11 protein-coding genes are annotated in these 15,404 nt (G+C 61.3%); 10 read left to right on the top strand and 1 reads right to left on the bottom strand.

All coding sequences use genetic code 11. The annotated features are described in order from the left end of the window. The first annotated feature begins 38 nt into the window (after positions 1 to 38). The 10 genes from L0B83_RS16775 (at position 39) to L0B83_RS16730 (ending at position 14,595) form a co-directional block, all read left to right on the top strand. A complete protein-coding gene (locus tag L0B83_RS16775) occupies positions 39 to 740 on the top strand; it encodes a hypothetical protein (RefSeq protein WP_234759699.1) in 702 nt (233 codons plus the stop codon). 1,254 nt (positions 741 to 1,994) lie between these two features. Beyond that, positions 1,995 to 5,717: a YobI family P-loop NTPase gene (locus tag L0B83_RS16770; RefSeq protein ID WP_234759698.1), complete on the top strand. Its 3,723-nt coding sequence runs from the start codon at positions 1,995 to 1,997 to the stop codon at positions 5,715 to 5,717. A 142-nt stretch (positions 5,718 to 5,859) separates the two neighbouring features. Beyond that, positions 5,860 to 6,147, top strand: a complete 288-nt coding sequence (locus L0B83_RS16765; RefSeq protein ID WP_234759697.1) for a hypothetical protein — start codon at positions 5,860 to 5,862, stop codon at positions 6,145 to 6,147. A 2-nt stretch (positions 6,148 to 6,149) separates the two neighbouring features. After that, a complete protein-coding gene (locus L0B83_RS16760) occupies positions 6,150 to 7,544 on the top strand; it encodes a type IV secretion system protein (RefSeq protein ID WP_234759696.1) in 1,395 nt (464 codons plus the stop codon). After that, positions 7,537 to 9,021, top strand: a complete 1,485-nt coding sequence (locus L0B83_RS16755) for an SCO6880 family protein (RefSeq protein ID WP_234759695.1) — start codon at positions 7,537 to 7,539, stop codon at positions 9,019 to 9,021. The genes L0B83_RS16760 and L0B83_RS16755 overlap by 8 nt, the downstream gene beginning before the upstream one ends. Next, a complete protein-coding gene (locus L0B83_RS16750; protein WP_234759694.1) occupies positions 9,018 to 10,475 on the top strand; it encodes a putative type IV secretion/conjugal transfer ATPase in 1,458 nt (485 codons plus the stop codon). Before L0B83_RS16755 ends, L0B83_RS16750 begins: the two co-directional genes overlap by 4 nt. Beyond that, complete coding sequence (locus L0B83_RS16745) at positions 10,475 to 12,289, top strand: type IV secretory system conjugative DNA transfer family protein (RefSeq protein ID WP_234759693.1); 1,815 nt, start codon at positions 10,475 to 10,477, stop codon at positions 12,287 to 12,289. Before L0B83_RS16750 ends, L0B83_RS16745 begins: the two co-directional genes overlap by 1 nt. After that, positions 12,276 to 12,821, top strand: a complete 546-nt coding sequence (locus L0B83_RS16740; protein WP_234759692.1) for a hypothetical protein — start codon at positions 12,276 to 12,278, stop codon at positions 12,819 to 12,821. The genes L0B83_RS16745 and L0B83_RS16740 overlap by 14 nt, the downstream gene beginning before the upstream one ends. A gap of 41 nt (positions 12,822 to 12,862) precedes the next feature. After that, the gene (locus L0B83_RS16735) at positions 12,863 to 14,032 is read left to right on the top strand and encodes an ArdC-like ssDNA-binding domain-containing protein (protein WP_234759691.1); all 1,170 of its coding nucleotides are present in this window, start codon (positions 12,863 to 12,865) and stop codon (positions 14,030 to 14,032) included. A 56-nt stretch (positions 14,033 to 14,088) separates the two neighbouring features. Beyond that, positions 14,089 to 14,595, top strand: coding sequence for a single-stranded DNA-binding protein (locus L0B83_RS16730; protein WP_234759690.1), 507 nt, complete (start codon positions 14,089 to 14,091; stop codon positions 14,593 to 14,595). A 343-nt stretch (positions 14,596 to 14,938) separates the two neighbouring features. Here L0B83_RS16730 and L0B83_RS16725 read toward each other — a convergent pair. Continuing rightward, a partial coding sequence (locus L0B83_RS16725) for an IS3 family transposase (protein WP_234759689.1) occupies positions 14,939 to 15,404 on the bottom strand: 466 nt, incomplete at its 5' end.

The raw sequence follows: 15,404 nt of genomic DNA, 5'->3' as shown, positions 1-15,404 counted from the left end.
CAAGATCTGTCCTGGCTAACGGGGTAAGCATTCAAGCGGTGGAAATCGTTGTGCCCGACTTTGTGGAACTGTTCACGGTTTTGGGTCAACGCGAGCGAGCAATGCCAGCCCGCGTGCTGCGCCACCTGAAATCTCAAGTCTATGAGCTGGTCAAGAACAATGATCCGCATGGACGTCCGGTGCGGGTATCCGACATCGAGGATGATGACAGCTCCGACAACTTCGACGTTGTCTTTGGAGTTGGGGCGAAGATGACCGTGAAGGGAATCATTGGTCTGACCCGCCACGACATCATGGACGATGTACTTGAAGCCCCAGATCGAGGCCTGGCGCCTGAGCAGGTTGTGGCAAACGCTATGCCGCATTTCCAACTGGCCTGGTACGTGCCTTGTTTCAAATACTTGCGCCAGATGAATGCTTTGACTGCGGACGGGCAGGTTGCCTCGGCCGCGAAGGTTCCCACCCAAGTAAAGAAGCGCGTAGATAGGGTCAATACGTTGCTGAGACCGAGGGTGGAACCTCAGACTCTCACAATGGACGAGCTCGTCTCGAAAAGGGGAACCGAATGGATCTTCAAAAACCCATGGGAGGTCGTCCGCTACACAGCTGATTGGCAGGGCTTGCAGCAATACCTACTTGCCAATCTTGCGCAACGCCAATATTCGTGGTGGACAACGCAGTACGGCAAACTCTGCGTAGTCTACGACTGGCTTCGCTACGGAACTGACCAAGTCCCGTAGGGCTGCTGGCCGACAACACTCCGCCCTACACTGCTGGCATGGTCAAGGCCGGTCCGCCCAGTGTCAAGACGAGATCTGGACCTACACGTTGCCCCGGATCATCTCCGGTCCAAGGGCCGAACTCGCTAACGTCCTCTTTGTCCCCGATCGTCAAGGTGACGGAATCCGGCTCCGAATTGGTGTCACGGAATCTAGGTGCCACGGTCCGGGACTAGGAACAACGCTTTCGCCTCTCGGTTGTTCCAAAGGTCCGTGGAGTTCACGGGGAGCCTAGAGGAGTCAGTTAGAAGTTAGCGGGAACCGGGTTGCCAGCGTAGCGCCCAAGCGATTGGGCATCCTCTAATCGAATTGGCGAACTGATGAAACGGGGTGCCAGCAGGGTCGATGATGTCGCCAAGTAGACGCCCGGCGCGGAAGACCCCTCTATTTTGAGGGCGGTGTTGCCTCGGCAGACCTTGATGACTCGGTCGTAGTTCTTCCCTGTCATCGGAGCATACTTTCGAAGTGAGAGCACATACTCACGCAAGCGACTGAGGATTCGGTGAGAGAAGTAGTGCTGCAGATGCGCGGCGCTTGCCAGATCGCGGTCGGTGTCGAGTTCCGGGGCGGCCAGCGAATATCCTCAACTTTCCCGAACTCATGTGGATTCGCCGCGTGGGTGCGCGAAACATAGCGGGTAAGGCTCATGGAGTCACGAGACATCGCAAAATTACGCATGATAATCACTGGCGGGGGTAATTCGTAAAACCCCCCTCGCGGTGACGGTGGGATTTGAACCCAGAATCATGGCTCCGGTAAACCTCGGAAAACCTCCAACTTCCTCGTGATTCCGCCATTCTTGGTGCACTCTTCCCCGGTCAACTCACATCTGCACACGGCTTTTCACGCCTGCACCCTTGTCAGATCCTTGTCAGGCGGGCCGGTCTGCTCGGCGCCGCCCCAGCGCGTCCGCAACAGTATCGGGGTCGTCCGGTCGGCATAGCGGTCCAGGGTCATCGCGCATCATGACGACCGCGCACATGCCCGATAAACAGACAGCACCAAGTAGACCTTCCGACCGGTCATGCACCTGCCGTGAAGTCAGTAAGGCAGATCGCCCCGGAGGAGGAGGCCGCAATCCTCGCTCGGGCCGACGAGCTGAACACCAGCATCGCCAAGGCCCTCAAGGGCCTACGGCCGAACTTGACGGACACATCGACTAAGACGGCCGAGACTATCCGCTGGTATCACGGCCACGCGGGATAGCATTCGGTTATGGATCATGGGGGCACTCTCGACGGTGCAGTAGAAACCGGCTCGGATCGGAAATTGGAACTGTTGAGCCTTACTCCTGGCTACAGCAGAGAACAGCACGGCGTCTATGTCGAGGCTTTGGCCGATGCTATCGAAAATCGGCCCAAGGTGAAGAACATCGCACTGACCGGCCCCTACGGCACGGGCAAGAGCAGCGCTCTGGAGAAGATTTCCGAGCTCTACCCGACTCGGGTGGTCCAGCTGTCGCTCTCGACCGTCGGGGACAAGCCGGACGAACCCGAGCCCTCCGCATCTCCGACACCGGGGACAAGCGCCAATCCGGCCTCGACGACGACGACGAACCGGATCCAGAAGGAGATCGTTAAGCAGATCCTCTACAGCCTGGATCCCGCAGAGACCCGGGGCTCGAGATTCCGCCGGATCACCCGCTTCAGGATCGCCGAGCCGACGCTCTTTGCGTTCGCGATCGGAGTAGCCGTTGTCGCTGTCCTGTTCCTTTCAGGCCTCGACAAGCCCCTGGTGGCCGGAGTCGGGAACGACCTTCTTCCACAGGTGCTTGCGCACGCCGTCCTAGTTCTGCTGATAGCCGCAATCCTGGTCACCATACTCTGGTTCACCCACAACCGGCTGTTCCTGGAGAAGGTGGCCGCCGGTGCGGCTACTGTGACGCTCTCGCCGCAGTCCACGAGTTATTTCGACCAGTATCTCGACGAGATCGTCTACTTCTTCGAGGTCAGCGGACGGGACATCGTGGTCTTCGAGGACATCGACAGGTTCGAGAACATCCACATCTTCGAGACACTCCGAGCCCTCAACACCCTGCTCAACGGGTCCCACCAGGTTGCGAACCGGGCAGGCGATTCCCGCGGATTCAAGCAGTTCTTTGGTCGCCCAACTACTGGCCGCCCTCCCGTGAAGTTCATCTACGCACTCCGGGACAGCGTGTTCGACAAGCTGCTGCAAGCCGATAGCGAGACCACGGACGAAGCGAAGGAACAGGGACACGCCGATCAGTTCAGCCGAACCAAGTTCTTCGACGTCGTAATTCCTCTCGTGCCGTTCATCACGCACCACAACGCCCGCGACCTGATGAGCAAAACCATGGGTGACCGCGTGGCTCGGCCCTTGGTCGACGTAGCCGCCCGTCACGTGGCCGACATGAGGCTCATCCTCAGCATCAGCAACGAGTTCGACATCTTCAAACGACGCCTCCTCGACGAGGTTGAAGATCAAAAAAAGATGCCCGGCCTCAACGCCGATCTGCTCTTCGCCATGGTGCTGTATAAGAACATGCACATGGGCGACTTCGAGGCCATCCGATTTGGTACCAGCAAACTGGACGAACTCCACGATGCGTGGAGGGAACTGGTCAGGGTGAATATCGATGACCGGTCTGAGCAGGTGCTGAAGGAGACCACGTTTCTCAGGTCGCACGACTTCATCGAGGAGCGCAGCCGGCATCTCGGAAAACGGCTGAAGGAAGTCGCCGCCTTCCACGGCCGGCTCGCCCGACGTGGAGGCTCCCAGCTGTTCCAGGTGGGAGGGGCATGGGTGCCTCTCGAACGCCTGGAAGAGAAGGATTTCTGGATCGACATCATCGCAAACCAGAGAGAGTTGTACGTCGACGCCGCAAGCGGAACCAACAGCCACACCTACTGGGTCCCCTTCGGTGACCTGCCGACATTCCTGAATGAGAAAATCGACCTGGCCGAGTGGGACCTCGAGGAGCGGTCAGCCATTCAGGGCCGGTGCGAAAACGCGCAAGCCGACGTCGCCTTCCTACGCCACCACGAGTGGCAGGAGATCTTCAACCGCCCGGAGTTCACGCTCGGTTCAGACTCCTTCCAAGACCTGGCCAAGCAGATCCTACAGTCCCCCCTCGCGTACGACCTGGTTGCCAACGGCTTCATCAACGAGTACTTCGCGCTCTACATCTCCATCTACTACGGCGAGCACCTTCGGCCGAACGCCCTCAACTACATCGTCCACTACATCGACAAAGGACACTCGGACTACACGGCACAGCTCACCCCAGAAGACGTAGAAGCTATCCTCGCCGAGAAGGGAGAAACGATCCTTTCAGACCGGAGCATGTACAACATCTCGGTGGTCGACTTCCTTCTGAGCCAATCGCCGTCCCGCGCTGACCCGCTGATGCGGCAGATCGCCAGCTGGGGCGAGCCGGAGCGGAAATTCGTCGGTAAGTACCTCGAACTCAGCACGGGAGAGAAGACGAGGTTTGTCGAGGATTTGCTCGGGCGATTGCCAGGATTCTTCACCTACCTCGCGACCGAGGCCCCCGTGGACGCGGGCGCACCGTCAGCTCTCTTCGATGCTGCCCTGTCCAGCTGGATGGATGGGCTCACCTACGAACTCGGGGACCCAGTGCGCGAGTACATCGACGCGCACTGGACAGAATTCGCGGCGATCACTGAAAGCGCCCGCCAGACCGACGCGCCGCGCGCCATCGACCTGATCACGCGGACCGGAACAAAGATCCCGTCGGTCACCCTTCTCAGCCCTGCCGCCCGCGCAGCAGTGGCGAACACCGGGGCCTACAGCATGACCGAAGAGAATCTTCTGGCTCTCGCGGGAGCGCCCGACATCGCACTCGACGTTCTCCGGTCCAACAGCGAGCCCGTATTCGGACAGGCAGTCGCCCGGGCCCCCGAATACCTTGCCGCAGTCAGTGCGTGCGAACACGAGCAGCCCACCATACACTCGCCCGCTGCCTTCGCAGAGATCATCGAAGCCGTTGCGACTTCGAGCTCGCCGGCGCTTGGAGAGATCATCAGGCGTTCCGCCGACGACTGCCGCATTGATGACCTGACGAGCGCGCCCGAAGCGGCATTCGGAGACCTTGTCTTCGACCTGAGGGTGCCTCCGACGTTTGCGAACATCACCTTCTACATGGACGCCACAGGTCAGATTGACACGAATCTCGCCACCCTGCTCGGGCACAGCGGGAAGGTCAGCGAAATCGAAGGAGCCTCCGAGCCGGCCCGCGCCAAACTGGCCGCGGCGATCCTGGACGCCCGCGGGCCACTGCCCAGCCAGTGCCTCCGCGCGAATCTCGCAGCAAGCCTCGAACTCTCCGATGTCCTCCCTGCGACCGGCATCACGCCTGAATCCGGAGATCTCATCGGCCTGCTCATCGAGCGCGGGATCATAGCCGACGACAGATCAGCATTCTCCGACAGGCTCATGATCGACTGGCCGACTCGCGAGTTCGCCATCAGTAAGTCCTCGCACTTCTCCGAATTCTTCGACCCCATGGTCCTCCCCGGCTCCCAATTGCCACAGCTGTTCGGCAGCGCCCTTGTGCCTGCCAGCGTCAAGCTCGCTGTGATCGGACATCTCCCCGCGTATGCAGCTGCCGCACCTCGCGGACTCGGCCCCATCGCCGATTTCGCCCTGGAAGAGGGGATCGCACTGAACCACGCGCAGCTCGATGTGCTCCAGAGAGGAGGAGCGGGATCTGCACGTCTCATCGGCCTCATTGCACGATCACAGGGTCTGCCGTTCGAGGAGATGCGCTCCCTGCTCAACGCCATGGGCGGGGATTACGCCACAATCACCCAACCGGGGACCCGGCAGGCCAGCCTCCCCGACGACGACGCGCATCGCTCGGTACTCGAGCGATTGAAAGAGGCCGGTGTCGTGAGCAGCTACTCCTCCAACAACTGGTCCGGGATGCTGCGCGTCCATCTCAAGCGCCCCTGACGGCAGTCCGACATCAGTCCGCTCCCTCAATGGCCGATCCGATCTGCCCGCCGAGGTCATGTCGTTCCGTCCCGCTGTGTCCATGAAGTCGTGAGCTCAAATTTGCTCATTCCTTTGGAAGTCGACGGACGGAGCGCGCGTCATGCTTTTCGCAGCTGTGGATCCGGGAATCACCCCGAACCCTAATTTTCCTTTCCTTGCCTCGCTGAAAGAGATCGGCGGCGGCATTCTGGTCGGTGCCTTCATAGTGATTGCCATTGTGGCGATCGTCGGGGCCGCGATGCTCCTGGCCGGAAAGTTGAGCCAGTCGTCGCGGCTGGCCTCCGGTGGCGGCATGATTCTGCTATGGACCGGCCCGGTGGCCGCGATCCTTGGCGGCATCAACGGCTACATCCTCTGGTCCCAGTCGGCATTCCCTCTAGGGTTCTAGCCATGCCGGTTCAGTGTGATCTGAACGGATGGTGGCCGCCTGGCTGCGGCCTCGTCTCCCAAGCGAACGATGGCTTCCAAGGCTCCATCACGTCGATGTTCGCGGAGATCCTCCAGAACATCGGGTCGTGGATCTGGTCATTCATCACCGGCGCGTTCAGCGTCTCAAACGTTGATGACTCCCAGTGGAGCGCGGTGCAAGGCCTAACGAACTGGTGGGTCGTCGTCATGTTGACCCCGCTCGTCATCGCTATGATCCTCCAGTTGCTGTCTGGGCTCATTAGCCAACAGCCTCGTCGTTTGATCAGGGCACTCGTGGGTGGTGCTGTTGCCATACCGATGGTGGCCGGTGCGGTCTACTTGGCCCGGCAGCTCACGAAGGTCGGTGATTCCGCAGCTGAGGCGCTCCTCGATTCGATGGGAACCGACCCATACGTCGTGTTCATGCGACTTTTCGGCTTCGAACGCGCATCTGAGGGATCCGGCCGGGAATGGAACGTGGTGTCGCTATCCCCGGGAACGAGCAGCGGTGCTGCTGGGGCGGTCATCGTAACGGCCATGGCCGTCATCGTGGTCTGGATCCTGGCATTCATCCTGATGTGCTCGATGATCTTCCGGTCGTTCGCCCTCATCGTGCTCGCGGCCGTCGCGCCGGTGGCCTTGATGCTCATGCCGTGGGAAAAGACGAAGTCCTGGGCTCGAAGGTGGTGTGAGATCGTGGTTGCGCTGCTCATCGCAAAGCCGCTGGCCGCAACGGTCCTCGCCGTGGCCATCAGGCTTTTTGCCGAATCGAAGTCATTCGCTGGGCTGGCCGGGGGTGCCGTCGGTATGGCCTTGGCGTGCGGCGCCCCTCTAATGGCTTTAAGGCTGGTTAGCTTCGCCGGTGGCGAGTTGGCGGCGGCTGCACAAACCGCAGGCGGTGGCCACATCCTTTCACGCAGCTCAGCCTTCACGGCCCGGCAGATCAGCCGGCAGACGGGCGGTCGATTCACACTCGCTGGACTGGCTTCCCGCTCGGCGATCACTCGGCCCATCCCGTCGAGCCGTCCTAAGTTTCCCTCGACCGCGCAGCCGCCCCGACCGGCCCTACCAGGAACGCCGCCGATTGTGCCGCCGTTGGGGAATTCTGGTGCAAAACGAGCAACGCCAATGCTCGACGCCGGAACCGCGCCTTCGCGTCTTGACTCGCCCGGAATGCAGGGATCCGGGGGATCGAGTTCGGCACACCGCTCAACTGACGGATTGACTCCGAAGACCCCGAGCCAGCCGCCGCAGTTCTCGGTGCCGGGACGTTCCGCATCGCCCAAGTCCTCTTCTCCAGTCGCCCCGACGGTCCCTCCGTCGGCCCAATCCAAAACAATCGTGAAGACGCCGAAAGCCAATGATTCCCATGTATGAAAATGCAAGAACGCTTGAGGCAGTCAAGTTCCCCCGGTACGAGCGCCGCGGTCTTTTCATGGGGCTGAAGTGGTATCAACTGCTTTGGCTTGCTGCGGGTGTCCTCGTGGCAAGTGTGGCCTCGGCTGTCAACGGACCCGCCGGCCTGTTCACCTCGGGCCCGCTGTGGCTAGTGCTGATCTTGCTCGGATTGCTGCAGTACTCGCGGATTCCGTACCCTGTGTGGGCGAGCCATGCTCTTCTGTTCTTCTATAGATCGATCAAAAGCCAGACCGGATTCTTGGGCCGGCCGGAACGCGCTGTCCTGGCCGGCCGGTTGGCACTTCCGGGCGGACTGGGAAACTTGGAGCTGCGCCGTACCGCTCATGGGGAAGCTTTTATCGTGGACGTCCGCGGTAGGGAAGCTGTGGCAGTGTTGCGCTGCAGCACTCGGTCTTTCGCGCTGTTGGACACCGACGACAAAGCCTGGGCCGTGCAGGCGTGGTCCCGGGTTCAGGCGGGAATGGCCCAGCGAACGAGTGTGGCGAGAATCGCCGTTCAGGATTACACCGTTCCTTATCCGTCGTCGGCTCTGCGTGCCTTCTACGAACGGGCGGTGGGCGCAGGCAGGCCAGACGAACTCACCTGGGGACAGCGAGCTTACGAGGACCTGATCTCGGCGGCTGGATCCGCCATGAGTCATGATCTCTTGATCGCTCTCGTTCTTGACACAGCCAAAGCCCGACGGCGGATCAGGGAATCCGGCGGGGGAGTGGCCGGCGTCGAACAAGTACTTCGGCTGGAGGTCGAAGCGATCACGACGGCGCTGGCGACCCACAATGTCAGGGTCGAGGAGTGGCTACCTGAGAACGGAATTCTCGACGTTATCCGCGCAGCATTCGACCCGGCAGCGGTTGCGGACAGCGCAGAGCATCGAGCCGTCGATGGAACCGAAAATCAGGACTCGACGAGACGAAATTCCGCCTCAGGGCCCATGGCGGTCGAAGAGCATTGGACGTATGTCCGAACCGACTCGGGGTTCCATCAAACGTTCTGGATCGCCGAATGGCCGCGGCAGAAGGTCTTTCCCGGATTTCTTCATCCCTTGATTTATGTCGGGGATTTCCGCCACACAGTGACCGAAGTGATCCGGACCGTGCCGACGGCGGAGGCGTTACGGGACATACGCTCCGCGCAAGAAGCCCATGAAACCCGGCGCCGGATCAACACGCGCTTCGACAGACCCCTCACCCGCGAGCAGCGGGCTGAGGAAGAAGAAGTCTCCCAACGCGAGGAAGAAATTGTCGCTGGCCACGGCGACGTGCGACCAGCTGCTTACATCACCATCACCGCATCGTCGCTTGAGGAATTGGCCAGACACCGCCAAGAACTGGAGTCTGCGGCGGCCGGTGCATTCGTCGAGTTGCGGCTACTGGCAGGACAGCAATGGGCGGCGTTTGTTGCGGGGGCGCTTCCGTTCGGAAGGGGTCTGCGATGACCCGCGCCGCTCAGAACGTCCAATACGTTCCGTCCGGTGGGAAACGCGCGTGGAAAGAACGACGGCGAGAGGTTGGGAGAGCGGATAGCCAACCTTGGGTCGGCGCCCTTCAGAAGATTGGTGAAGCGCTCGACGCCGGCCTGGACGGTGTTGAGCCTGGAGGAGACTGGGGCAGCCGCGAACCGGACTCCCTCCGCGGCCCTCACCGGCTGCGCCTGGCACCACACCGTGCGTCAACGATGACCTTCGCGGCAGCCTACCCATTCATCACCGAATCGGGCCTGGGTCATGAGGGAACCTACATAGGCACGGACGTCTTCGGGTCCGGTGCCTTTTCCTATGATCCGTGGATCCTCTACGACAAAGGCGTCATTAACGGGCCGTCGATCGTCGTTATCGGCACCGTCGGAACCGGAAAGTCAATGTGCGGAAAATCCTTGGTAGCTCGGTCGATCACCCTGGGGAGAAAGGCTGCGGTGGCTTCAGACCCCAAAGGCGAATGGGTCGCAGTCGCCAACGCTGTCGGCGGAAAAGTCATCTCCGTTGGCCCAGGTCGCGCCGCTCGCGTCAACCCGCTCGACGCCGGGCCACGATCCAGTGCCTTGAGCAACGCGCAGTGGCAGGCTGTGGTTCGCCAACGCCGTCGCTACCTACTGGTGGCCTTAGTGTCGCTGATGCGGCAGGGGATGCCACTCCATCCTGTTGAGCACACAGCCCTGGATATGGCCCTCATGGAGACGGTTGCCCAGAACTCGAACCCAACGTTGCCAATGGTCCTGGATCACCTGCTGAACCCGTCGAAGGAAACTATCGGGCTAGTCGGCAGGGATGGAGGAACTGCCGTGAGTCACTCTCTGCGGCGCACCGTATCTGGCGATCTGGAGGGCATGTTCGATGCGCCTTCAACCGTTGCGTTCGATGCTGATGCGCCGATGATGGTCATGGATACTTCGGCGTTGATCGGGGCATCAGAGCAGGCGCTCTCCCTGGCAGCGGCTTGTGGCGCCACCTGGTTAGAGGCTGCGGTTACGAATCCCGACGGCGGGAAGCGGCTCGTGGTGTACGACGAGGGGTGGCGAATGCTCGCCGATCCCTACATGTTGGCCAAAATGAGCGAGCAGTGGCGGCTTGCCCGCACTTACGGGATCGCGAACCTCCTCATTATGCACAAGGTTGCTGACCTCAACGAGATCGGCGACAGCACCAGCGGGCATCGTCAAAAGGCCCTCGGGCTTCTCACCGAGGCCGATACGCGAATCATCTACCGTCAAAAGCACGATGCCATGCGCCTCACCAAGGAAGCGCTCGGCCTGACCGAGGCCGAGTGCGAGCACGTGGAGAATCTCCCGAAGGGCGTCGGCCTGTGGAAGGTCGGCAATCGCTCCTTCATTGTCGCCAACCGTGTCACTACGGATGAGCTCGAGGTTTTCGGCACCGATGAACGGATGATCTGATGTTCATGCATCCGCGGGCAGGAAACACCAGCCCTATGGTGACGGCCGGGCTCATCACACTTTCCGGGCTTGTGGGCCTTTCCTTCCTCGTCCAGGCTCTCGCCGGTTTCCTCGTCACCTTGCGATGCGGCACCACACCTCCGTTGCGCCTCAACCCTGCTGCCGCCGTCGGACTCTTTGCAGGCCGGATCGACTGGATAGTGCGTCGCCCGGGCGACTGTGAGGTTGGCATGGGGGACGTCTGGTGGATTGTCGCCCCGGTTCTGCTGATCCTTGCCGCGCTCGCGGTCGCGGGTATTTGGGCGTGGCGAACATGGCGGCAGTCGGGGGCATGGCTGCGGCAAGAGATCTTGAACCGTGATGGTGTCGCAGGCCGCTCGGAAATTTTGCATGATTTCGGCGCGCGGGCAGTTCGGCGGCGGGGGAAGTTCACCCGGCCAGGATTGAGCAACCCCTCCATTGAGGATGTGTCTTGGACTCTCGGGCGGTCTCGAGGGGTCACAATTCACGTCTCGACCGAAGAATCGATGGTCATCCAAGGTGCGCCACGTTCGGGCAAGGGCTTGTACGTCGTTATCAATGCAATTCTCGATGCGCCCGGCGCTGTGGTGACGACTTCTACCCGCGCCGACAACCTTGTTGTCACGATGAAAGCCCGGGCGGCCGGGAACAGGCCCGTGACCGTGTTCGACCCGCAAGGAATGTCCGGGCTGGCGTCGACGCTGCGCTGGTCGCCGGTCCGCGGATGCCAGGATCCGGATATTGCCACGCGCCGTGCCCTGGTCATCACAGCCGACACAGAGATGAAGGGTGAGAACGCCGCCTGGCAGAAGCGATCCTTGATAGTCCTGCAGTGCTTGCTTCACGCTGCAGCTTTATCTGGCGAAGGCGTCAGTGCATTCCGGCGTTGGTCATCGAGCCCGGTGCTGGCCCGAGAGGCGTTGGAGGTCCTCAGCCGTCCTGGGGCTGGGCTGGGGTGGCAAGCCGACCTTATGGGAATCCTCGAGGACGATCCAAGGAATACGTCCAATTCCTGGATTGGCGTCTCGGCGGCTGTGGCGCCCTTGTCCTCGCCCAAAGTCCTGGCCGCGCTGAATCCTCGCGACGAGTCAGAAGAATTCGACCCGAAGAGTTTCATCCGGGATAGGGGCACGCTCTATTTGATCGGCACTCGAGCGGGAGCCGCAGCCGCAGGACCGTATCTCTCGGCATTGATCGACGACATAGACAACGCGGCCAGGGAAATGGCCTTCGTCTCACCCGGCGGCCGGCTCGATCCGCCCCTTACGCTGATCCTCGACGAGATCGCCAACCTCGCGCCGTGGCCCGGTCTGCCTATCGCGCTCGCCGACGGCGGAGGAATCGGCATCTCGACCCTCGTGGTGCTGCAGTCGCTCTCCCAAGCCCGGACGGGCTGGTCTATCGATGAGGCAGCCACTATCTGGGACTCGGCGATCATCAAGGTGATCTTCGGCGGCGGTTCGGACGAACGCGACCTTCGCTCGCTCGCCGGGTTGCTGGGGGAACGGAGCCTGACATTGAACACCCGCTCCTGGTCGTCCCAGGGCCGCCAGGACGGGGAACAAATCCGCGACAGCCCCGTCATTGCACTTGATGAGATCCGCCGGTTGCCCGCCGGTACAGCGCTCATGCTGGGCCGGCGCACCAGACCGATCCTTTTGGATCTGCGCGAATGGCACAAGCGCAAAGACGCAGCGGAACTGGGACGCTCCAAAGCGGAAATCGAACAGGCCCTGGCCGAAGGGCATAAGCAACAACAAATGGCCGAAAGAACAAGCGATGGGGAATCGTGACGACGTCGAATTCTTCGACATCCCGTCAGCAGGGAAGGACGACGACGAACTGACCGCAGAACTCTTCAGATCAGCTTTCCGCGCTACCGGCGCTTCCCCGGGAACAACCCACCGGTGGCGGGACATGAGCCCGGAACAGGCCGAAAACGTCTGGACCGCGCTCGCAGCTTGGGTGAAATGGCTGGTTGCCACTTATCAACTGACTACGTCGGTGGTGCCCGATTGCTGGTGGAGGCATCCGGAAATGGTGGCAGAGCTTTATGCCCTTCAACGGTTAGAGCAGGTTTCGTTCTCCGCCGATGACGCTGGGTTCGGGCCGCTGGCTTTTCACGAGAGGCTCCCACACGCCGTCGAGCGTCTCCGGACGCATACCCGGACGGCCGGCTGCGTAGGCCTGCAATCGCACAAGGAACCGACTGCGAGACTCCTCGCAGTAGAGGATCCCGAGTTTCTCCAATGGAGGTTGGCGCACCGGCAACCCGGGGCCGAGCAAATGAAGTCATGCTGTCTGGCCGCCGATGGACATGAATAGGTATCCGCATCCGGATTCCAAGAGGCATGGAGGTAGCCGTCGTGGCTCCGAGAAATGAAAGCGAACCGCGTTCCACTCTCGTCGGACCGCAGTCCGCGTTGCCCGGAGTGGGCAAGCAGCGGATGACACCGGAGGAGCGCATCGCGGTCCTGACGGATGGACTTCACACGATCCTGGAGCAGGCCGTTGAGTCGCCGTCTCGTTGGCAAACGCTGTTGGACGCGTCGGCAACCCTTTGGCGGTACTCCGGCGGAAACGTGGCACTGCTGATGATGCAGATGGCACAGCGCGGAACAGATGAGCCCACTCTCGTGGCTGGATACAGGGAGTGGGAACGCCACGGCCGAACAGTGCTGAAGGGCGAGCACGCTCTTTGGGTCATTGCGCCGCGCACTGCACGCATGCAGGAATTCACTCTGCCGGACGGCACCCGGCAACGGACGCGTGTTGGCGAGAAGCTACCTGGCGGCGCCGTGGACGACGGAAAGAAGACCGTCATCACTGGCTGGCGCGGCCAGGCCGTCTTCGACGTCTCGCAAACGTCGGGAACGCCGCTGCTCGTGCCGCGCGACCGAATCGGGCGCGGTGTGGTCGCTTCGAACCTTTTCGATTCCTTGGGGGAGGTTGCCCATCGGCGCGGCTTCAAAGTCCACATCGAGGATGCCCAGTATGGACTCACGAGTGGCTATACGGACTTCGCAAAGCACCACGTCCAGGTAGGTTCATGGCTGAACGCTGAGGAACGCACCGCCGTGCTCGCGCACGAGCTCGGGCACGTCCTCTTGCACGGGCCGGACGACGACGTCGGCCGGCTTTACGGAAGCAGCGCCGACCACCGCGGGCTGGCCGAGGTCGAGGCCGAATCCATTGCCTACACAGTCCTCCGCGCCCACGGAATCGACCGCGGACCACAATCAGCCTCATATCTCGCCGGATGGGCCGACGCCGTCATCGAGACCGAGAACGACGCCGCCTCGCAAGGACCGAGGGTGAAATTGCCTCGGTCCCGCGTGGACATCGCAAAGTCAGTGCTGGGACGAGTCACGGCAGCGACGAAAGGGATCCTCGAAGTCACCCAGCCGCCCGGGTTCGGAGGCAAGGTCCCCGCGACCGAAGCTGATCCATACCTCAACCGACCGGCAACCTACGTGAGCGTAGGCCAGCCCTTGAGTTTGCCGGACGAGCCCGTGATCGCAGGCCCGGGACTCTGACGATCAGTTAGGTGTCCAGCGGGAGAAGCCCGCTGGGACTGGAAAGGATGAAAGCAATGAGTACCAAGATTCCCATCAATATTGCCGGCAACCTCGTCGCGAACCCGGAGCTTAGCTATGGGGACTCCGGGGTAGCCCACGCCAAACTGCGTGTGGCCGTCAACCAGCGAATCCAAGGAGCAGACGGTACATGGCAGGACGGCGAACCGGTCTTCCACAGCGTCTCCGCATTCCGCGCGCTCGCAGAGAACGCTGCGAACTCGCTGAAGAAGGGTGACCCTGTCACAGTCGCCGGGGAGCTTGAGTTCCGTTCATACGAGAAAGACGGCGAAAAGCGCGAAGCTCGCCGTATCGTCGCTGACACGATCGGGCCGGACCTGCGCTTCGGAACCACTGTGTACCAGCGTTCGGCTCACACGGCGGCGGTCGGTCCTGATGCTGTAGTCCAGGCAGGTCCTGAGATATCGGCTGCTGCTGACACGCCGGTCTACAACATCGCTACGAAGAGCCCGGTGGTGGTGCGCCCTTTCGGGGCGGCGCAGGGGAGTGAGATGAGCTACTAACGTCCGATGTTGAAAATTTGGTTGCTTCTCCGTCAGCTCGGTCTATCTGGGTGGTCCGGACCATGGGCCCTAGGCATAAGGTATCCAAGTCTTGTCTAAGTTGAGAATGAATGATTCTGGCTCGTCATTTACGATTCTGGCTTAGGCTAGCTGCACTAAAACTAGGGAACGAAGAGAAGGCCCTGAGTCACGTCAGGGCCTTCTTAGCGAGCCGGGTAATGGGTCGGGAGATATGATTGCCGAGAACTAGAGGGGGACGGGATGAAATGGCGCTACCCACGCAGGATGGAAGCTGCGAGCCGCCGACTTAGGGACTGCTGCACGGATAGGTGACAGTGGTTAGTCACGCTGCCAGTGTGGCCTGCGTGTTCATGATGGACTCGTATTCGATCGGGGTCAAACGGCCGAGGGCGGCTTGGCGTCTGCGGCGGTGGTAGGTGCGTTCGATCCAGGTCACGATCGCGATCCTCAAGTCCTCCCTGGTAGCCCAGAAACGCCGGTCCAGGACGTTCTTTTGAAGCAGAGCGAAGAACGATTCCATCGCTGCATTGTCCCCGCACGCCCCGACCCGGCCCATCGACCCGGTCATGCCATGACGATTCAGGGCATGGACGAGTTTCCGGCTCCGAAATTGAGACCCGCGATCGGTATGCAGAATGCAGCCGGCCATGTCACCGCGTCGGGCGACCGCACTGTTCAGTGCTGCCACGGCCAGGCGGGACTTCATCCGTGAGTCGATCGAATAGCCGACAATCCTGTTGGAGTAAACATCCTTGACCGCGCACAGGTAGAGCTTGCCTTCGGCGGTG

Source organism: Arthrobacter alkaliphilus (assembly GCF_021483235.1).
Classification (GTDB): Bacteria; Actinomycetota; Actinomycetes; order Actinomycetales; family Micrococcaceae; genus Arthrobacter; species Arthrobacter alkaliphilus.
The sequence above is the reverse complement of the archived record's forward strand: the minus strand, read 5'-3'. Positions and strand labels throughout refer to the sequence as shown.

What these genes read in the sequence shown, in the direction of transcription:
- L0B83_RS16765 (WP_234759697.1), top strand. Translation starts at nt 5,860, where the DNA reads ATGCTTTTCGCAGCTGTGGATCCGGGAATCACCCCGAACCCTAATTTT.
- L0B83_RS16770 (WP_234759698.1), top strand. Translation starts at nt 1,995, where the DNA reads ATGGATCATGGGGGCACTCTCGACGGTGCAGTAGAAACCGGCTCGGAT.
- L0B83_RS16750 (WP_234759694.1), top strand. Translation starts at nt 9,018, where the DNA reads ATGACCCGCGCCGCTCAGAACGTCCAATACGTTCCGTCCGGTGGGAAA.
- L0B83_RS16730 (WP_234759690.1), top strand. Translation starts at nt 14,089, where the DNA reads ATGAGTACCAAGATTCCCATCAATATTGCCGGCAACCTCGTCGCGAAC.
- L0B83_RS16740 (WP_234759692.1), top strand. Translation starts at nt 12,276, where the DNA reads ATGGGGAATCGTGACGACGTCGAATTCTTCGACATCCCGTCAGCAGGG.
- L0B83_RS16755 (WP_234759695.1), top strand. Translation starts at nt 7,537, where the DNA reads ATGTATGAAAATGCAAGAACGCTTGAGGCAGTCAAGTTCCCCCGGTAC.
- L0B83_RS16745 (WP_234759693.1), top strand. Translation starts at nt 10,475, where the DNA reads ATGTTCATGCATCCGCGGGCAGGAAACACCAGCCCTATGGTGACGGCC.
- L0B83_RS16760 (WP_234759696.1), top strand. Translation starts at nt 6,150, where the DNA reads ATGCCGGTTCAGTGTGATCTGAACGGATGGTGGCCGCCTGGCTGCGGC.